Here is an 18522-nt window from a genome sequence, read left to right as displayed (position 1 = left end):
CTTTGTCGTGCTGCATGGATGAAGCAGCAGAGTATAGACAAATTAGAACGATCGTGCGCGAAGCATCACAACAATGCCGAAGCGGTTCATTGCAGGAAGCGCCCCAGGTCGAAGGTGGACTCCTTCCCGATACGGGCGAAGTTCTGCTCCAGCCATTCCGACGCCCGCTCGCGCCCCTGCTGGTGCAGGCTGCGGATGAAGCTGGCTTGCGTATTGAGCTTGGAGAGGTTGCTCAACTGCTCCATCAGTTCATTGGCATCGATCATGTGCATGTTGAGCTGGCGCAGGCGCCGCTCCAGCGAACCGAAGGCCACCGCGGAATTCTCGGCCTCGCGCTTGGCCAGCGCCAACCCGCCCAGCTCGGTGAAGAAGGCCGAACTGAAGCTGATCTCCGACAGCCGCTGGCCGATATCGTGGCTGGAGGTTGGCGTTCCCCCGCGCCGGCTGGGATGCAGCAGCACCACCATCACATCGCGCGCGGAACAGGCATGCAGCAGCGGGAAGATCGGCGGATTGGCGGTCAGGCCACCATCCCAGTAGGCCTCGCCGTCGATCTCGATGGGCCGGTGCAATGAAGGCAGGCAGGCCGAGGCCAGCAACACGTCCACCGACAGCTCGCGGTTGCGGAAAATCTTCAGGATGCCGGTGCTGACCTGGGTGGCGGCGATGAACAGCTTGACATCGCGCTGCTCGCGCAGGCGTTCGAAATCGACCTGCTCGGTGAGGATGTCGCGCAGGGGATTGATGTCCAGCGGGTTCAACTGCGCGGGAGAGAAAAAGCGCGTCATCGCCAGCAAGGTCCGCATGCCCGGCATGGGCGCGGGATTGGGCACGGCCGCGGCAAAGTCCGGCTGGATGAAATCGAAGGGTTCGCGCGTGGAGAGGCTGGTCCAGAAGCGTTCCAGCGCGGCGCGCGCGCCTTCGCGTCCATCCTGCACATAGCCTTGCGTCATCACCACCGCGTTCATGGCGCCGGCAGAAGCGCCGCTGATGCCCTCGAACTCAAGCCGGCCATCCTCCAGCAGGCGATCCAGCACGCCCCAGGTAAAGGCGCCGTGCGAACCGCCGCCCTGCAAGGCCAGACTGACGATCTTGTTTTGCATGATGTCCTTTCGAGACCTCCCACCGGATACACCGCCATCCTGCCGCTATGTCATCCTTCTGTCATCGGGCAAGTTTATGCTGCACCGCACTAAGAGCATGGTATAACATGTTCTGAGATTAAATGGAGTGTTTGCTTTCCGGCAAAGAAACACAACAGCCATTTGCCATTGTATTGACGGACATTGCAGAGGACACATGAAATCGATTTGCGTATATTGCGGTTCTTCCCCCGGCGCTACCCCGGCGTATGCCGACGCGGCGCGCAAGCTGGCCCAGGAAATGGTCAAGAACAACATTGCGCTGGTGTATGGCGGCGGCAACGTCGGCCTGATGGGCATCATCGCCACTGAAATCATGAAGCTGGGCGGCGAAGCCACCGGCGTCATCCCCAAGGCGCTGCTGGACAAGGAACTCGGCCACAACGGCCTGACCCGCCTGCACATCGTCAAGGACATGCACGAACGCAAGGCCATGATGGCCGAACTGTCGGACGGCTTCGTCGCCATGCCCGGCGGCATGGGCACGCTGGAAGAGCTGTTCGAGGTGCTGACCTGGGCGCAACTGGGCTTCCACTACAAGCCGATCTGCCTGTACAACGTGGAAGGCTTCTACAACAACCTGATCGCCTTCGTCGACCATCTGGTGTCGCAGCGCTTTGTCAGCGCCGACCAGTCCAAGCTGATGATGCATGAGGCCGATCCGGCGGTGCTGATCGAACGTTTCCAGACCTTCAAGCCCAGCTATATCACCAAGTGGGCCGACCGCGAAGCGGTGGCCAATCTGGTGCCGTAACCGGCAACGTTGCCAAGGCATCGACGCCTGCTCAACATGACTGTCTCCCGGCGTTGGCCGGGACGACGGCAACAAAAATGCCCGCCTCTTTCGAGCGCGGGCATTTTTTATTTCAGCCTCGGCGGCGCTCAGGCATCCAGCGCCTGGCGGAAATCCCCGACCAAGTCGTCGGTGTCTTCCAGTCCCACCGACACGCGGATCAGCGATTCGGCGATTCCCATGCCGGCGCGGCGCTCGGCGCCCATCTCGTAGAAAATGGTATGCGCCACCGGGATCACCAGCGTACGGGTGTCGCCCAGGTTGCTGGACGGCACCGCCAGTTGCAAACGGTTCAGGTAGTCGAAGCAGTCGATGCCGTCCTTCAGTTCGAACGACAGCAGGCTGCCGTAGGAGCGGAACAATTGCTTCGACAGCGCATGCTGGGGATGCGACGCCAGGCCGGGGTAGTACACCGCCGCCACGCGATCGTCGGCGTCCAGCATCTGCGCCAGCGCCAGCGCGTTCTTGCATTCGCGCTCCAGGCGCAGCGCCATGGTTTCGGCGCCGACCGCGATGTGGTGCGCCGCTTCCGGGCCCAGCGACGCGCCGAAGTCGCGCAAGGCCTTGGCGCGGATCTGCGCCATGCCCCACTGCGGCGCCGGGTTCTTCTTGTAGCTGTCGGCGATATGCGGATAACGGGTCCAGTCGTATTCGCCGGTATCGGTCAGCGCGCCGCCCAGCGCATTGCCGTGGCCGGCGATCGACTTGGTCAGCGAGTTGACCACCAGGCCCGCCCCCACCGCCTTGGGCTGGAACAGGTAAGGCGAGGTCATGGTGTTGTCCACCACGTAGAGGATGCCGCGCTGGCGGCACAGCTCGCCGATGCGCTGCAGATCCGCCACCTGGGTGCGCGGGTTGGCGATGGTCTCGACGAACACCAGGCGCGTTTGCGGGGTGATCGCGGCTTCCACGTTCTTCACATCGGTGGCATCCACCATCGACACCTTGGCGCCCTGCGCGTCCACCGTCATCCACAGGCTGTTGGTATTGCCGAACAGGAAGGCCGACGACACCACATGATCGCCCTCGCGCAGCAGGCCCTGGACGATGGCGCCGATGGCGGCCATGCCGGTGGCGAAGCAGATGGTGGACTTGCCGCCTTCCATCTTGTTGATCTTGTCTTCCAGCGCGGCGACCGTCGGGTTGCCCTGGCGGCCGTAGCGGTAGCCGGGCTGCTTGCCCTGGAACACTTCGGCCAGTTGGCGCGCATCCTTGTAGCCGAAGGCCACCGAGGTGTGGATGGGCTTGTGCAGCGAACCGTGCTCGATGTCTTTTTGCCGGTCGCTGTGCAGGATGGTGGTGGTGAAGCCGTAGGTCTTTTTATCGTTCATCGCGGAATCGGGAAATGCAGGGGTTGGGCAGGAGTTGGGCCAGCGGCACGCAACCGGTGACGGGAATCCGAAATGATAAGCCAGTTTGGCGGCATCCGCTCCAATGAAAAACGCCGGCGCCGCGTGAGCGGCAACCGGCGTCGTTTCCTGGCGGCGCGAGGGGTATCGGATCAGTCCACGCGCGCCAGGTTCAGGTTCAGCTGCGAGCGCACCACATCTTCCAGCGCCGGCTTCGGGTTCTTGCGGGCGTACTCGATGCGGTCGAGGTATTCCTGCGTGATGTCGCCGGTGATGTAATTGCCGTCGAAGCAGGAAGCCTCGAAGTTCTTGAGCGCCGGATTGCATTCCGAGATGGCGCGTTTCATCGCTTCCACGTCCTGGTACACCAGCGAGTCGGCGGTGATCTCGCGGCATACTTCTTCCTCGGTGCGGCCGTAGGCGATCAGTTCGTCGCGCGTAGGCATGTCGATGCCGTAGACGTTGGGGAACTTCACCGGCGGCGCGGCCGAAGCGAAGATCACGTTCTTGGCGCCGGACTCGCGCGCCATTTGCACGATCTCGCGGCTGGTGGTGCCGCGCACGATGGAGTCGTCCACCAGCAGCACGTTCTTGCCCTTGAATTCGCTGCCGATGGCGTTCAGTTTCTGGCGCACCGATTTGCGGCGCAGCGCCTGGCCCGGCATGATGAAGGTGCGGCCGATATAGCGATTCTTGATGAACCCTTCGCGGTATTCGATGCCCAGCTTCAGGGCCAGCTCCATAGCGGCCGGACGCGAGGAATCGGGGATCGGCATGACCACGTCGATCTCGCCGTGCTTGAACTCGCGGCGGATCTTGTCGGCCAGGAACTCGCCCATCTTCAGGCGGGTGCCATAGACCGAGGCGCCATCGATGATCGAGTCCGGACGGGCCAGGTAGACGTATTCGAAGGCACAGGGGTTCAGCGTCGGGTTCTCGGCGCATTGCTGGTTGTACAGCTTGCCGTCGTTGTCGATGAAGATCGCCTCGCCCGGCATGACGTCGCGCAGGAAGCGGAAGCCCATGCCTTCCAGCGCCACCGACTCGCTGGCCATCATGTATTCGATGCCCTTGTCGCTCTCGTTGAAGCCCAGGCACATCGGACGGATGCCGTACGGGTCGCGGAAGCCCAGCAAGCCGTGGCCGGCGATCTGCGCCACCACCGCGTAGGAGCCGCGTACGCGCTTGTGCACCATGGCCACCGCCTTGAACAGCGCCGCCGGATCCAGCGAGTAGCCGGTGGTGGCCAGTTGCAGTTCGTGCGCCAGCACGTTCAGCAGGACTTCGGTGTCGGAATCGGTGTTGAGGTGGCGGCGATCGTTCTTGAACATCTCGATCTTCAACTGGTCCGCATTGGTCAGGTTGCCGTTATGCGCCAGGATGATGCCGAACGGCGCGTTGACATAGAACGGCTGCGCCTCTTCTTCGCTGGACGAACCGGCGGTCGGGTAACGCACCTGGCCGATGCCGGTGTTGCCGGGCAGCGAGCGCATGTTGCGGGTGCGGAACACGTCGCGCACAAGGCCGTTGGCCTTGTGCATCGAGAAACCCTGGTGATGGTTGGTGGCGATGCCCGCCGCATCCTGGCCGCGGTGCTGCAGCAGCAGCAGCGCGTCGTACAGCATTTGGTTGACGGGGCTATGAGAGACGATACCGACGATGCCACACATGGTGGACTCCTAACGAAAAACGAAAACGAAAATGAACCGCTACTGCAAACCGCGACCGATGCCGTGGCATCAGACAGGGACGGAAAAACTCACATGCTCGGCAAACTTGCCCGGGAGGAACGGCATCACCGACAGCGCCGCCTCTTCCACCCACGGGCTCAATACCGCATCTTTCCAGAATGGCTGCTGCGGGATCGAGGTGGTGCCGCACAACAACGCCACCGCCACCACGATCAGCACACCGCGCGCCACACCGAAGATGCTGCCAAATCCCCTGTCGACCAGCGTCAGTCCGCTGGCCTTGATCAATTCGCTCAAGGTTCTCGATACCAGCGCCATCAACAGCCGGGTACCGATGAACAAGGCGATGAATGCCACAATCAGTCGTGTCGATTCGCCGGGCACCGCTTCCGGCAGCATGGCCGCCAGCGCTTCGCCATAGGCATTGGCCACCACCAGCGCCACGATCCAGCTCGCCAGCGACAGCACTTCGCGCACCAAGCCTCGCAAGGTGCCGATGATGACCGAACAGGCCATCACCAGCAGCACCAGGTAGTCAAAGATCGTCACGATGACAATATGGCGCTATCGGCGCTCAAATTCAAGCCGGAATGATGGTCGCATTCAGGCCCAGCTTCTTGATGCGGGCGCCCATCTTCTCGGCCTCGTCGCGGCTGGCAAACGGGCCGACGCGGATGCGCGTGCGGTCGCCCGACTGGGTCGCGATCTTCTGCGTGAAGGAATGGATGCCGGCGCCACTGAGCTTGTTGCGCAATTCATTGACCTTGTCCTGGGTCGCCAGCGCGGCGACCTGGATCACGAACTTGCCGCCGGCCGCCGCCGGTTTCTTGTCGGCGCCGGAGGCCGACTTGCCTTCCAGGATCGCCAGTGCGCGCGCATCGTCGCCCTGCTCGGCCGCCTTGGGCTTGGGTGTTTCCTTCTTCGGCGCTTCCTTCTTCGCTTCTTCCTTGCGCTCGGCCGCGGCCGGTTTCTTTTCTTCCGGCTTGGCGGCGGGTTTCTCCGCCGGCCTGGATGGGGCCGCCGGGGCTGCCTGCGCCGCCGCGGCAGGCGCCGGGTTGACGCTGGTCGGCTCGACGATTTCTTCCTTCTGGTCCAGGGCCGACGCCGCCGACGCCAGCTTCTCGCCGCCAGGTTGCGCGCCCTGGTCGGACTGCGCGCCGCCAGCGATGGCATTGGCGGCCGGCTGGTCCTTGGATGGAATCTGGATGGCGATGTCTTCGTTCAGGGACTTCGGCTCGGAATCGAGGATCATCGGCAGCACGATGACTACCGCCAGCGCCAGCGCCACGGCCCCGATCAGGCGGCGGCGGGCGCGTTTCTTTTCCGGCAGCAGCGGGTCGGCTGCGGCTTCCTTGCCGGCCTTGCCGCGTCCGCCCGGGGCACGGCCCGGCGTATTGGATGCGCGGTTGCTGCGGCTGCGCAGAACCGATGTTTCCTCCGCGGAACGCGAACGGAATTCGCCCTGGTCTGAAGCAGATTCCTGCTTGTTTTTACGGAAAAACGAGAACAAGCCCATGCGGAGTCGAATTGAATTGATCTGAATGTCTGAAAAAACTGCCCGGCACATCAGGCCCTGGCGCGGCTGGGAGGGTATTCACCCGTCTGTCTGGCATGCGCGCCTTGCTTGCGGATGCGGCGCGCGTATGCCGGCCTCTGGATCCGTTCCGGAATCAGTGCAAACCGGGACGGCGCACTTGCATCACGCCCGCCACGGTAAGGAAGGATCCGAAAACCACAATTCTATCATTCTCCCCTGCTCTGCTCAGGGCATTTGCGTACGCGGCAGCGGGCGTGTCGAAGGTCTCGATGCTGCGCGCCGCATCGGGCTTGAATTCCGGCTCCACGCCGGCTTCCAGCAGGGCATCCTTGAGTTGTTGCGCCGTAGCAGCGCGCGGCAGCGGCAAATCGGTCACGCACCAGTGATCGATCTTGTCCTTGAGGTGGCCGATGACGCCTTCGATATCCTTGTCCAGCATGGAACCGAACACCGCATAGGTGTAGGGATGAAAGCCCATGTTGTCGAGGTTTTGCGCCAGCGTGGCGGCCGCGTGCGGGTTGTGCGCCACGTCCAGGATCACCAGCGGCTGGCCCGGCAGCACCTGGAAGCGCGCCGGCAGTTCGACCGTGGCCAGGCCCGTGCGCACGTCCTGCGCGCCCACCGGCAATACCTCGCGCAGCGCTTCCAGCGCGGCCAGCGCGGCCGATGCGTTCAATATCTGGTTGGCCCCGCGCAAGCTCGGGTAAGCCAGCGAATTGCGGCGCATGCCGCGTCCGCCGTAGGCCCATTGCTGCTTGTCACCCTGGTAATTGAAGTCGCGCCCCAACAGCCACAGGTCGGCGCCGATCTTCTCGGCATGGGCAATGAGCGACTTGGGTGGCACCGGATCGCCGCAGACGGCGGCCTTGCCGGGACGGAAGATGCCGGCCTTCTCGAAGCCGATCTCCTCGCGCGTGTTGCCCAGGTATTCGGTGTGGTCGATGTCGATGCTGGTGACGATGGACACATCCGCATCCACTACGTTGACCGCATCCAGCCGGCCGCCCAGGCCGACTTCCAGGATCGCCACGTCCAGCCTGGCGTCGGCCAGCAGCTTCATGATGGCCAGCGTGGTGAATTCGAAATAGGTCAGCGAGACGTCGCCGCTTTCAATGCGTCCCGCTTCCACGGCGTTGAAGGCGGCGATCAGTTGGGCGTCGCTGGCCATGTCGCCGTCGATGCGGGCGCGCTCGTTGAAGTGCAGGAAATGCGGCTTGATGTAGAGGCCCACGCGGTAGCCGGCGCGCCTCAGGATCGATTCCAGCATGGCGCAGGTCGAGCCCTTGCCGTTGGTGCCGGCCACCATGATGACCGGGCAGTCGAACCGGATATCGAGCTTCTGCTTGACCTGCATGACGCGATCCAGCCCCATGTCGATCTGCTTGAAGTGGCGCTGCTCCAGCAGGGCCAGCCATTCGTTGAGGCTGCTAGGGGTTGGGGATGCTTGCGATGTCATGGCGCCGCTCGATGGAAAAAACAAATCTGCAAAAAACAAAGCCCGGATTTGCTGTCCAGCAAATCCGGGCCTGAAGTATACCGCGTATCAGGAAATGGTTTCGGCCGCCTGGTTTTGCAGCAGGGCCAGCAAATGGGCGATTTCCTCGCGCATCTGGCGGCGGTCGACGATCATGTCGATGGCGCCCTTGGTCACCAGGAATTCGGCGCGCTGGAAGCCTTCCGGCAGTTTCTCGCGCACCGTGTTCTCGATCACGCGCGGGCCGGCAAAGCCGATCAGCGCACGGGGCTCGGCCATCACCACGTCGCCCATGAAGGCGAACGAGGCCGACACGCCGCCCATGGTGGGGTCGGTCAGCACGCTGATGAACGGCAGTTTCTTTTCCGACAACTTGGTCAGCATGGCAGTGGTCTTGGCCATCTGCATCAGCGACAGCAGGCCTTCCTGCATGCGCGCGCCGCCGGTGGCGGTGATGCAGATGAACGGCACTTTCTGCTCCAGCGCCGCCTGGGCGCCGCGGGTGAAGCGCTCGCCGACCACCGAGCCCATGGAGCCGCCCATGAATTCGAATTCGAAGCACGCCACCACAACCGGCAGGGTCATGATCGCGCCGCCCATGACCACCATGGCATCGGTTTCGCCGGTGGATTCCATGGCGTCCTTGAGACGGTCGGGGTACTTCTTGCTGTCCTTGAACTTGAGGGTGTCGACCGGCAGCGCCTCCTGGCCGATCTCATAGCGGCCGCCTTCGTCGAGCAGGGCATCGAGACGAGCGCGGGCGCGGATGCGCATATGGTGGCTGCACTTGGGGCAGACGTGGAGATTGGACTCCAGGTCGGTACGGTAAAGCACTGCTTCGCAGGAGGGGCACTTGACCCACAGGCCTTCCGGGATAGCCTTGCGGCTGGTGGAGCCGCGTTGAATCTGGGGTGGCAATAACTTCTCGAGCCAGCTCATAGAGTCCTCTTTCAAATTTCCGGTGGCGCATTGTACCAGAGGCCGCCAACGACGCACGTAAAGCCAGGCAAGGCTGGCCGGAGGGCCTTTCCGGGGCATCCGGCCCGGCAGGGTTGCCAAAAAAGAAAGCCTCCGGAGGCAAACCGGAGGCGTTTTTCATGCCGCACGGCAATGCCGGCCGTCTCAGCTGTCCAGCGCCCGGCGGATATCGGCCACGAAGGCCTGCACCGCTTCGCATGCCTTGTTGGGCGGCGTGTTTTCCAGTTCCGAGATGATGCGGCTGCCGATCACCACCGCGTCCGCCGCCGCGCCCACCGCTTTCGCGGTAGCGCCGTCGCGGATGCCAAAGCCCACGCCGATCGGCAGCTTGACGTGCTGGCGGATGGCGGCGATGCGTTCGGCCACTTCGGCCGTGTCGATATGGCCGGCGCCGGTCACGCCCTTGAGCGACACGTAGTATGAAAAGCCGCTGCTGACCTTGGCCACCTGGCGGATGCGCTCCTCGGTCGAGGTCGGCGCCAGCAGGAAGATCGGATCCATGCCGTTGGCCTGCATCTTCTGCGCAAACTCTTCGCACTCTTCCGGCGGATAGTCGACCACGATGGTGCCGTCCACGCCCGCCTCCCTGGCGGCCGCGATGAAGGCATCGATGCCAAAGCGCTCGATCGGGTTGGCGTAGCCCATCAGCACCACCGGGGTATGGCTGTTGGTCTGGCGGAATTGGCGCACATAGCCGAGCACGTCGCGGGTGCTGACGTTGAACTTCAGGGCGCGCTCGCAGGCGCGCTGGATCACCGGGCCCTCGGCCATCGGGTCGGAGAACGGCACGCCCAGTTCGAGGATGTCGACGCCGCCGGCCACCAGCGCGTGCATCAGCGGCACGGTCAGTTCCGGCGCCGGGTCGCCGGCGGTGATGAAGGTAATCAGGGCCTTGCGCTTCTGCTCGGCCAGCTTGGAGAAAGTCGGTTGGATTCTGGACATGGTCTTTGCGTGTTCCGTGGTTGTTCAGGCTGCATGCCCGGACGGCAGGGCCGGCCGGGCCACGTGAGGCATCCGGCCGGGGCTTAGCCCTGGCGCTGCTGCACGGTATGCATATCCTTGTCCCCCCGGCCGGACAGGTTGGCCAACACGATCTTGTCCTTGGGCAGCGTGGCCGCCAGCTTGGCCGCGTAGGCCAGCGCGTGGCTGGACTCCAGCGCCGGAATGATGCCCTCGATGCGGCAGCAGGTGTTGAACGCCTCCAGCGCCTCTTCGTCGGTGATGCATTCGTAGCTGGCGCGGCCGCTGTCCTTCAACCATGCGTGTTCCGGGCCCACGCCCGGATAGTCGAGGCCGGCCGAGACCGAATGGGTCTCGATGATCTGGCCGTTCTCGTCCTGCAGCAGGTAAGTGCGGTTGCCGTGCAGCACGCCCGGCGAGCCCAGCGTTAGCGAGGCCGAATGGCGGCCGGTATCCAGGCCGTCGCCGGCGGCTTCGACGCCCACCAGCTTGACGTCCTGGTAGTCGATGTAAGGGTAGAAGATGCCCATGGCGTTGGAGCCGCCGCCCACCGCCGCCACCACGTAGTCGGGCTGGCGCGCGGCGATCTCGGGCATCTGCACGATGCACTCGTTGCCGATCACCGACTGGAAGTCGCGCACCATCATCGGGTAGGGATGCGGGCCGGCCACGGTGCCGATGATGTAGAAGGTCGACTCGACGTTGGTGACCCAGTCGCGCATGGCTTCGTTCAAGGCATCCTTGAGCGTCTTGGAGCCGGACTCCACCGGCACCACCTTGGCGCCCAGCAGGTTCATGCGGTAGACGTTCTGCAGCTGGCGCTTGACGTCCTCGCTGCCCATGTAGACGATGCACTCCATGCCGAAGCGCGCGCAGATGGTGGCGGTCGCCACGCCATGCTGGCCGGCGCCGGTCTCGGCGATGATGCGCTTCTTGCCCATGCGCTTGGCCAACAGGGCTTGGCCGATCACGTTGTTGATCTTGTGGGCGCCGGTGTGGTTCAGGTCTTCGCGCTTGAAGTAGATCTGCGCGCCGCCGGCCAGTTCGGACCAGCGCCTGGCGTGGTAGATCGGGCTCGGGCGGCCGACGAAGTGCTTCAGCTCGGTGTGGAACTCGGCCAGGAACTGCTCGTCATGCTGGTAGTGGGCGTAGGCTTCGCGCAGCTCGGTCAGGGCCAGCGTCAAGGTCTCGGCCGCGAAGCTGCCGCCGTAGGGGCCGAAGTGGCCGCGCGCGTCGGGCATGTTGTAAGGCGCCGACTGGTGCAAGGCGGCGGGTGCAATGGCTTGGCGCTCGGCGAAGTTGCCGAGCGGATTGAGTTCTTTCATGGAAATCCTCTGTACAGGTTGCGCGCTACGCTTGCGTAGCATCCGCCAGGCGAACCGCTTGTATGAAGGCGGCAATCCTGGCGGCATCCTTGATGCCCTTGGCGGCTTCGACACCGCTGCTGATGTCGACCGCATAGGGACGAACGCCAGCCACCGCCTCAGTGGCGTTGTGCACGCTCAAGCCACCACTTAAAACGGCCCGAGGCGCGAGTTCTTTTGGAATGACTGACCAATCGAAGACCTTTCCGCTGCCGCCATATTGCTCGACCAGGGTGTCGAGCAGCAAGCCGTTGAAGAACGGGCTGGCAGAGCGATATTGAAGCTCGTATTCTAGCAAATCAGCAGGCTGCGTAGCGCTTCCGATGCGCGCGGCGCGCATGAAGGGGCGCACCACGGCGGCGGCGATAGCCGCGCATTGCTGCGGCGTCTCGTCGCCGTGGAATTGCAACAGCGTCAACGGCACCTGCGCCAGCACTGCCCTCACCTCTTCGACGCTCGGGTTGACGAACAGCCCGACCGTGCTGACGAACGGCGGCACGCCGGCGGCCAGTTCGGCGGCCTGCTGCGCGGTCACATAACGCGGACTCTTGGGGTAGAACACGAAACCGACGGCATCGGCCCCGCTGGCCACGGCGGCGGCGACGTCTTCCTTGCGGGTCAGGCCGCAGATCTTGATTCGGGTACGGTGGGTCATGGCAATGGCACCTGCGATAGTTATCGGTTGTTCATGGGCTGGGGTGTCGCCGCTACAACCAGGGCCAGGCGCGCGCTTCCTGCGGCAGGGCCCAGGTGTCGGGATAGTCGACGCGCGCCAGATACAAGCCGTCCGGCATGAAGGTCGGCGCGGCGCGGCTGCGGTCGCGCTGGGCCAGCACCTGGGCGATCCATTCCGGCGGCTGATTGCCGTTGCCCACGAAGATCAGCGAACCGACGATGTTGCGCACCATGTGGTGCAGGAAGGCATTGGCCTTCAAGGTGAATACGATCATATCGCCGTGGCGGCGCACGGTGATGCTTTCCATCTGCCGCACCGGCGACTTGGCCTGGCATTCGACCGCGCGAAAACTGGTGAAGTCGTGCTCGCCGATCAGGTGCTGCGCGGCCCGGTGCATGCGTTCGGCATCCAGCGGACGGAAGGTCCAGCCGGCCTTGCCGGCCAGCAGCGGCGAGCGCACCGGATGGTTGTACAGCACATAGTGATACGTGCGCGCCACCGCGGAAAAGCGTGCGTGGAAACCGAATTGCGCCGGCATGGCGGTGCGGCCGGCGCCGTGCGCCTCTTCCGTCTGCGCGGCCAAGGCGGCAATGGCGGCATCGTCCACATAAGGCAGTTCGCAAGCCCAGCGCACGGCAATGCTCGGCGGCAAGAAGGCATTGGTGCCGCGTACCCATGAGAACAGGTCGCGCGCGATGGCCGTGTCGAAATGCACCACCTGCTCCAGCGCATGCACGCCCGAGTCGGTACGGCCGGCGCAGGTAGTGGCGATGCGCTGCAGGGTGAAACGCTCCAGGGCGGCTTCCAGCTGGTCCTGCACCGTCTGGCGGTGCGGCTGGGTCTGCCAGCCCTGCCATTGCGAGCCGTCGTATTGCACGCCCAGCGCCACGCGGCGCAGGCCTGCGCCCTGTTCTGCCGCCGCGCCCGATTGTCCTGATGTATCTGTCATTGCCTTGGTGTGTATTGCACGTATTACATGTATTGCATGTATTGCACGCATGCGGCCCCGCTATGCGGGACCACAAAAACAAACGGGCACCTCATGCGAGGCGCCCGCGAGATGGAGCTATTGTAATCGCTCGATGCGTTCAGGCCAGTTTCGACAGCATGTCCTTGGCCCGCGCCACCTGGGCGTCGTTGCCGCCGCGCGTGACTTCTTCGAGCAATTCGCGCGCGCCTTCCTTGTCGCCGATCTCCTGGTACGCAGCGGCCAGATCCAGCTTGGTGGTCATTTCCGCCTCGAAAGCCGATTCTTCATCCTCTTCCAGCAGGTTGGCCGACGGCGGCGGCGCCGGGGGCTCGGCCGGCAAATCCAGGTCGAGGTCGGCCAGGCTCATGGCCGGCTTGGCATCATCGCCGCTGTCGAGCAAGGATGAGGCGGAAGTCGATGCGGGCAGGATCGGTTCGTTGTCGTCCGGCTTGGCGCCATTCTCCAAGTCCAGATCGAAATCGATATCCTTGCCCAGGTCGACCGCCGGCATGGCCGCGGATGGCTGGATCTCGGCGCCCTTGAAGTCGCTCAGGTCGAACTCCATGCCCGGCTCTTCCGGCTCGGGCGCTGCCGGCGCTTCGGGCGTGCCGCCGTACAGGGGATTGGTCGGATCGAGCACGATGCCCAGGCTGGCGGCCTTGACCCATGCCTCATTCAGGCCGCCGCTCAGTTGATGCAGGTCGAGGGCGACCTTGTTGAAACTGTCCACGTCCTGGCGCTTGGCGTAGATTTCCAGCAGCTTGGAATGCAGCGCCTGGCGTTCGGGTTGGGTCTGCAAGGCCAGCTTGAGGATATCCTCGGCCTGTTCGTCGCGGCCGTAAGCGATGTACATGTCAGCCTCGGCGATCGGATCGACCGGGCCTTCCTCCTCGGCCGGCGCCGCTTCCGCCGCCGGTTCTTCTGCCGCGGCTGGCGGCACGGGCTCGGCATCGACAGCAGCATCGGCCTCAGCTACGGCCGCAGTTGCCGCCGCCGGGGGGGCAGACGCAGGCTCAGGCTCCGCGGCGTCTTCCGCCGCGGGCTCTTCCGCCTTTTTCTTGCGGCGGCGCAGGCCAACCACGCCCAATGCCGCGACCAGCAGCGCGGCAGCGCCGCCGACACCCGCGAGGATGTACGGGTTCTCCCGCACGCTGTCGATGAAGCCGGACTTGGACTCCGGCTTGGCAGGCGCCGGGACGGCTGGCGTTGCCGGCGCAGGGGCGGCCGGAGCCGGCGCCGCCTCGGGCTCGGCCGGTTTCTCGCCAGGCTTGGCGGCATCCGGTGCCGGCGCGGCCTGGGCGGCATCGGCCGGCTTCTGCTGCTCGCTCAGGTCGGCGATGGCCTTGTTCTTCATTTCCAGCAGCTTCTGGAGATCGCTGACGTTCTTCTCAAGCTCCTTGACGCGGTCATTGGCCTCGGACAGCGCGCGCTCGGCCGCCGCCTTCTCTTCGGCCGAACCGGCATTGCCGGTATTGCCCTTGCCGCCGTTGGCGCGCGACAGTTCCAGCCGGTCTTTGGCGGACGCTGTGCCGGAACGCTCCTCCACCCGGGTAGTGATCTTGCCGCCTGCGCTGCGGCGGTCGGCGCCAGGCTTGCCGGCGGGTGCGTTGGCGACCTGCGCGGCCAGCTTGTTGCGGTAGGCGTTGAAATCCTGCGCTTGCGCCACCACCATGCCATGCGCTTCATCCTGGTCGACTGCCGACGCCGTCGGCTGGTCGGGGAGCGCCAGGATGTGGCCGGCCCGCAGGCGGTTGATGTTATTGCCCATGAATGCGTCAGGGTTGGCGCGGTACAGCGCGATCAGCATCTGATCCAGCGAGACGTTGGCCTGCTTGTTGCGCAAGGCGATGCCGGCCAGGGTGTCGCCCTGCTTGACACGGTACTCCGCTGCCTTGCCCGCCGCAGGCCGCGCCACTTCGCCCGACGCCGCCTGCCCTGCCGCCACCGGCACGGCCCCGGGGCTGGCAGACTCAGGCGTAGCGGCCGGGGATGCTTGCTGGCGACGGATCAATTCTTCGGCCAATGCCGATGGGGCCGGACGCTGGACAATCGTGGTCGCGGGCTCTTCGCCGCTGGCCGGAATCTGCGCGCGCGCCGCTGGCGCCGGCGTTGCCTCGGCAGCCACTGTCGTCGGCGCCGGCCGGGCAGGCACTACCTGCTGCAACGCCGGGGACGGCGCCTCGGATGCAGCCGCTGGCGTCGATTCAGCCTTGGCGGCCGTCGCGCCCGGCGTCAACGGCGCGACCTGGGCATTGCGCGGCGTCTTGCTGTCGGCGGGGTCGAGCAGGAAGGTGTATTCGCGCACCAGTTTCGAATTGCCGGCCGACAGTTCCAGCAACAGGTCGACAAACGGCTCGCTGACCGGCTGCGACGAGCTGATGCGAATGAAATGGCGTCCCTGGCGCTGTTCGACAGCGAAACTCAGCGACGACAGGATGGGGTTGTAATCGACGTTGGCGCGGCTGAATGCCTCGGCCGACGCCAGCTTGGCCGAAAGCTTGTCCGCCTCGTCGGCGCCCACCGAGGTGACTTCGATCTCGGCGCGCAGCGGCTGGCCCAGGGAAGACAGCACGGTCAGCTTGCCCAGGCCGGCGGCATGCGCGCCCAGCGGGATGGCCAGCGCCAATGCCAGCGCGGCGCTGAGTTTCTTGATCTGTGACAGGGGGAGCGTCTTGTTTGTATTCAGAGGCATGTTTTATATGGCGTAGAGAAACGTTCCGCTAAGAACCCGTCACGCTCTTGTTCAATCAAATGGAAGCGGTGATTGGTGCATGTTGACGCCCGGATCCCGGATGTTGCGCCGGTTCCGGCTCTGCTCTGTACCCATCGGCAGCCCCACCGGGGAGCATGCCTCTCGCAGGGGGCGAAGAGTCAGGCTTCAGACCCATTTCATCAACTCCAGCAAATTCAGCCTGTTGGCTTGCCCGCATCAGCAATGGCGCCAGCGATCTTTACTGGGCCATCCCGCCGGCATGCCAGCCACATTTTGTTGGCTTTCATGAAATGAATTTAGATTTTCAACTTATCATCAAGAACTTACACCCGCAAGTGTAACCAAGTTCTCAAGACGAGAAAAACCCGCCAGTCACCACTTGCATGGTCACTGGCGGGCTATTGTTGCAGACTGACAACGATGTAGGCAAGCCCCAGGGCCTGTTACCAGGCCCTAAACGCATCAAACCCGCCTATCCGGCCGACTGCCGGGCAAACCTAGTTCAGGTTGCCCAGGATGATGCGCAACATGCGGCGCAGCGGTTCGGCCGCGCCCCACAGCAGTTGGTCGCCGATCACGAAGGCCGAGATGTATTCCGGCCCCTGGTTGAGCTTGCGCACGCGGCCCACGCCGATTTCCAGGCCGCCGGTGATGGCCGCCGGAGTCAGTTCCTTGACCGTGACCGGACGCTCGTTCGGCACCCATTTCACCCACTGGTTGCCGGCGCGGATGATCGATTCGATTTCCGACAGCGGCAGGTCGCGCTTCAGCTTGATGGTCAGCGCCAGGCTGTGGCAACGCATCGCGCCGATACGCACGCACAGGCCGTCGACCGGGATGATCTTCTCGTTGCCGAGGATCTTGTTGACTTCGGCCTGGCCCTTCCACTCTTCCTTGGACTGGCCGTTTTCCAGCTGCGCGTCGATCCAGGGGATCAGGCCGCCGGCCAGCGGCGCGCCGAAAAACTCGGTCGGCACGTCTTCGCGGATGGTCTTGGCGACCTTGCGGTCGATGTCCAGGATCGCCGACGACGGCGTGGCCAGTTCATCGGCCACTGCCGCGTTGATCACGCCCATGCCCTTCAACAGCTCGCGCATATGGTTGGCACCGCCGCCGGAAGCGGCCTGGTAGGTCATGGAACTGACCCACTCGACCAAACCTTCCTTGAACAGGCCGCCCACGCCCATCAGCAGGATGGAGTTGGTGCAGTTGCCGCCGATGTAATTCTTGACGCCCTTGGCCAGCGCGTCCTTGATCACATTGTTGTTGACCGGATCCAGCACGATCACCGCATCATCCTTCATGCGCAGGGTCGACGCCGCATCGATCCAATAACCGTCCCAGCCGGCCGCGCGCAGCTTGGGGAAGATCTCGGTGGTGTAGTCGCCGCCCTGCGCGGTAATAATGATGTCGCATTTTTTCAGCTCTTCAATGCTGTTGGCGTCTTTCAGCGTCGTTGCCGTTTTGGCGAACGACGGCGCTTTGCCGCCTGCATTCGAGGTCGAGAAAAATACCGGTTCGATGTGATCGAAATCACCCTCGTCCTGCATGCGTTGCATCAGGACCGAACCCACCATTCCACGCCAGCCAACCAAACCAACCAGTTTCATCATCTTTCCCTATTAGTAAATCCTAGAACTTCCATGGTTATCAACGTCGATTGAACACATTTGCCGGACCATCCGGCGAGCAACCCGCCTTGCGGCGGGATTGTCCTTTAGCCAAGCGCCTTGACCACGGCCTCGCCCATCTGCTGGGTATTGACCTTGGTGGTGCCTGCTTCATAAATATCGGCGGTGCGCAGGCCTTGCGCAAGCACTTTCTTCACCGCGTTCTCGATACGGTCGGCCTGTTGGGCCTTGTTCAGCGAGAAACGCAACATCATCGCCGCCGACAGGATGGTCGCCAGCGGATTGGCGATGCCCTTGCCCGCGATGTCCGGCGCCGAACCGTGCGACGGTTCGTACAGGCCCTTGTTGTTGGCGTCCAGCGAGGCCGAGGGCAGCATGCCGATCGAGCCGGTCAGCATGGCCGCGGCGTCGGACAGGATGTCGCCGAACATGTTGCCGGTCACGATCACGTCGAAGTTCTTCGGCGCCTTGACCAGTTGCATCGCGGCATTGTCAACGTACATGTGCGACAGCTCGACCTCCGGATACTCCTTGCCGACCTCGGTCACGATGTCCTTCCAGAACTGGAAGGTTTCCAGCACGTTGGCCTTGTCCACGCTGCACAGGCGCTTGCCGCGCTTGGCCGCAGCCTGGAAAGCGACGTGCGCGATGCGGCGGATTTCCGGTTCGGAATAGCGCATTGTATCGAATCCTTCGCGCGCGCCCTTGAACGGGCCGTCCGGCGCTTCGCGCATGCCGCGCGGCTGGCCGAAATAGATGTCGCCGTTGAGTTCGCGCACGATCAGGATATCGAGGTTCGCCACCAGCTCGGGCTTGAGCGAAGAGGCGCCGGTCAGTTCCGGATAGCAGATCGCCGGACGGAAGTTGGCGAACAGCTGCAGGTGCTTGCGCAGGCCCAGGATGGCCTGCTCCGGGCGCAGCGCGCGCTCGAGCTTGTCGTACTTCCAGTCGCCCACCGCGCCGAACAGGATGGCGTCGGCTTCCTTGGCCAGCTTGAGGGTGCCGTCCGGCAGCGGATGTCCATGCGCCTCGTAGCCGGCGCCGCCGACCGGTGCGGTTTCCATCTCGAACTTTTCGCCCAGCGAATTCAGGACGCGCACGGCCTGGTCGACGATTTCGGGACCGATGCCGTCACCCGGCAGGATTGCAATCTTCATGGCACTCTCTTTTCTCAAGATGGTTCAAAGGTTATGAATGACAAGGGCGGTCATCTGACCGCCCTGCTTTGCTGTACCGCCTACGAC

General features: G+C 63.9%; 15 protein-coding genes. 1 reads left to right on the top strand and 14 read right to left on the bottom strand.

Annotated features, from left to right (window positions below; translation table 11 throughout):
• Positions 1-86: 86 nt before the first annotated feature.
• Complete coding sequence (locus FB598_RS03740) at positions 87-1103, bottom strand: patatin-like phospholipase family protein (RefSeq protein WP_141912991.1); 1017 nt, start codon at positions 1101-1103, stop codon at positions 87-89.
• Positions 1104-1299: 196 nt separating this feature from the next.
• Here FB598_RS03740 and FB598_RS03735 point away from each other — a divergent pair, with 196 nt between their 5' ends.
• Positions 1300-1896, top strand: coding sequence for a TIGR00730 family Rossman fold protein (locus FB598_RS03735; protein WP_141912989.1), 597 nt, complete (start codon positions 1300-1302; stop codon positions 1894-1896).
• Positions 1897-2024: 128 nt separating this feature from the next.
• Here the strand turns inward: FB598_RS03735 and FB598_RS03730 are convergent, their stop codons facing one another.
• The 13 genes from FB598_RS03730 to leuB all read right to left on the bottom strand — a co-directional run bounded on the left by FB598_RS03730 (position 2025) and on the right by leuB (position 18435).
• Positions 2025-3266, bottom strand: a complete 1242-nt coding sequence (locus FB598_RS03730) for a cystathionine gamma-synthase family protein (RefSeq protein ID WP_141912986.1) — start codon at positions 3264-3266, stop codon at positions 2025-2027.
• A gap of 170 nt (positions 3267-3436) precedes the next feature.
• Positions 3437-4954, bottom strand: a complete 1518-nt coding sequence (gene purF / locus FB598_RS03725) for an amidophosphoribosyltransferase (protein WP_141912983.1) — start codon at positions 4952-4954, stop codon at positions 3437-3439.
• Positions 4955-5023: 69 nt separating this feature from the next.
• A complete protein-coding gene (locus FB598_RS03720; RefSeq protein ID WP_141912981.1) occupies positions 5024-5524 on the bottom strand; it encodes a CvpA family protein in 501 nt (166 codons plus the stop codon).
• Positions 5525-5555: 31 nt separating this feature from the next.
• Positions 5556-6491: an SPOR domain-containing protein gene (locus tag FB598_RS03715; protein ID WP_141912979.1), complete on the bottom strand. Its 936-nt coding sequence runs from the start codon at positions 6489-6491 to the stop codon at positions 5556-5558.
• Positions 6492-6645: 154 nt separating this feature from the next.
• On the bottom strand, positions 6646-7968 hold the full coding sequence (folC, locus tag FB598_RS03710) for a bifunctional tetrahydrofolate synthase/dihydrofolate synthase (protein WP_141912977.1): 1323 nt from the start codon (positions 7966-7968) through the stop codon (positions 6646-6648).
• 87 nt (positions 7969-8055) lie between these two features.
• On the bottom strand, positions 8056-8925 hold the full coding sequence (gene accD, locus FB598_RS03705; protein ID WP_141912975.1) for an acetyl-CoA carboxylase, carboxyltransferase subunit beta: 870 nt from the start codon (positions 8923-8925) through the stop codon (positions 8056-8058).
• A 183-nt stretch (positions 8926-9108) separates the two neighbouring features.
• Positions 9109-9906 (bottom strand): tryptophan synthase subunit alpha, encoded by a 798-nt coding sequence (gene trpA / locus FB598_RS03700; protein ID WP_141912972.1) that lies wholly within the window; start codon positions 9904-9906, stop codon positions 9109-9111.
• 83 nt (positions 9907-9989) lie between these two features.
• The gene (gene trpB / locus FB598_RS03695) at positions 9990-11249 is read right to left on the bottom strand and encodes a tryptophan synthase subunit beta (RefSeq protein WP_141912970.1); all 1260 of its coding nucleotides are present in this window, start codon (positions 11247-11249) and stop codon (positions 9990-9992) included.
• Positions 11250-11274: 25 nt separating this feature from the next.
• A complete protein-coding gene (locus FB598_RS03690) occupies positions 11275-11943 on the bottom strand; it encodes a phosphoribosylanthranilate isomerase (protein ID WP_141912968.1) in 669 nt (222 codons plus the stop codon).
• Positions 11944-11995: 52 nt separating this feature from the next.
• Complete coding sequence (locus FB598_RS03685; RefSeq protein WP_141912965.1) at positions 11996-12913, bottom strand: tRNA pseudouridine(38-40) synthase TruA; 918 nt, start codon at positions 12911-12913, stop codon at positions 11996-11998.
• Positions 12914-13052: 139 nt separating this feature from the next.
• Positions 13053-15626 carry a FimV/HubP family polar landmark protein gene (locus FB598_RS03680; protein ID WP_141912963.1) on the bottom strand — a complete coding sequence of 858 codons (2574 nt, stop codon included), beginning with the start codon at positions 15624-15626 and terminating at the stop codon, positions 13053-13055.
• 518 nt (positions 15627-16144) lie between these two features.
• Positions 16145-17257: an aspartate-semialdehyde dehydrogenase gene (gene asd, locus FB598_RS03675; RefSeq protein ID WP_141913342.1), complete on the bottom strand. Its 1113-nt coding sequence runs from the start codon at positions 17255-17257 to the stop codon at positions 16145-16147.
• Positions 17258-17364: 107 nt separating this feature from the next.
• Entirely contained in the window at positions 17365-18435 is a 1071-nt protein-coding gene (gene leuB, locus FB598_RS03670) for a 3-isopropylmalate dehydrogenase (protein ID WP_141912960.1), read from the bottom strand.
• Positions 18436-18522: the final 87 nt, after the last annotated feature.

The sequence above is a fragment of the Herbaspirillum sp. SJZ106 genome, assembly GCF_006715495.1.
GTDB lineage: Bacteria > Pseudomonadota > Gammaproteobacteria > Burkholderiales > Burkholderiaceae_D > Herbaspirillum.
The sequence above is the reverse complement of the archived record's forward strand: the minus strand, read 5'-3'. Positions and strand labels throughout refer to the sequence as shown.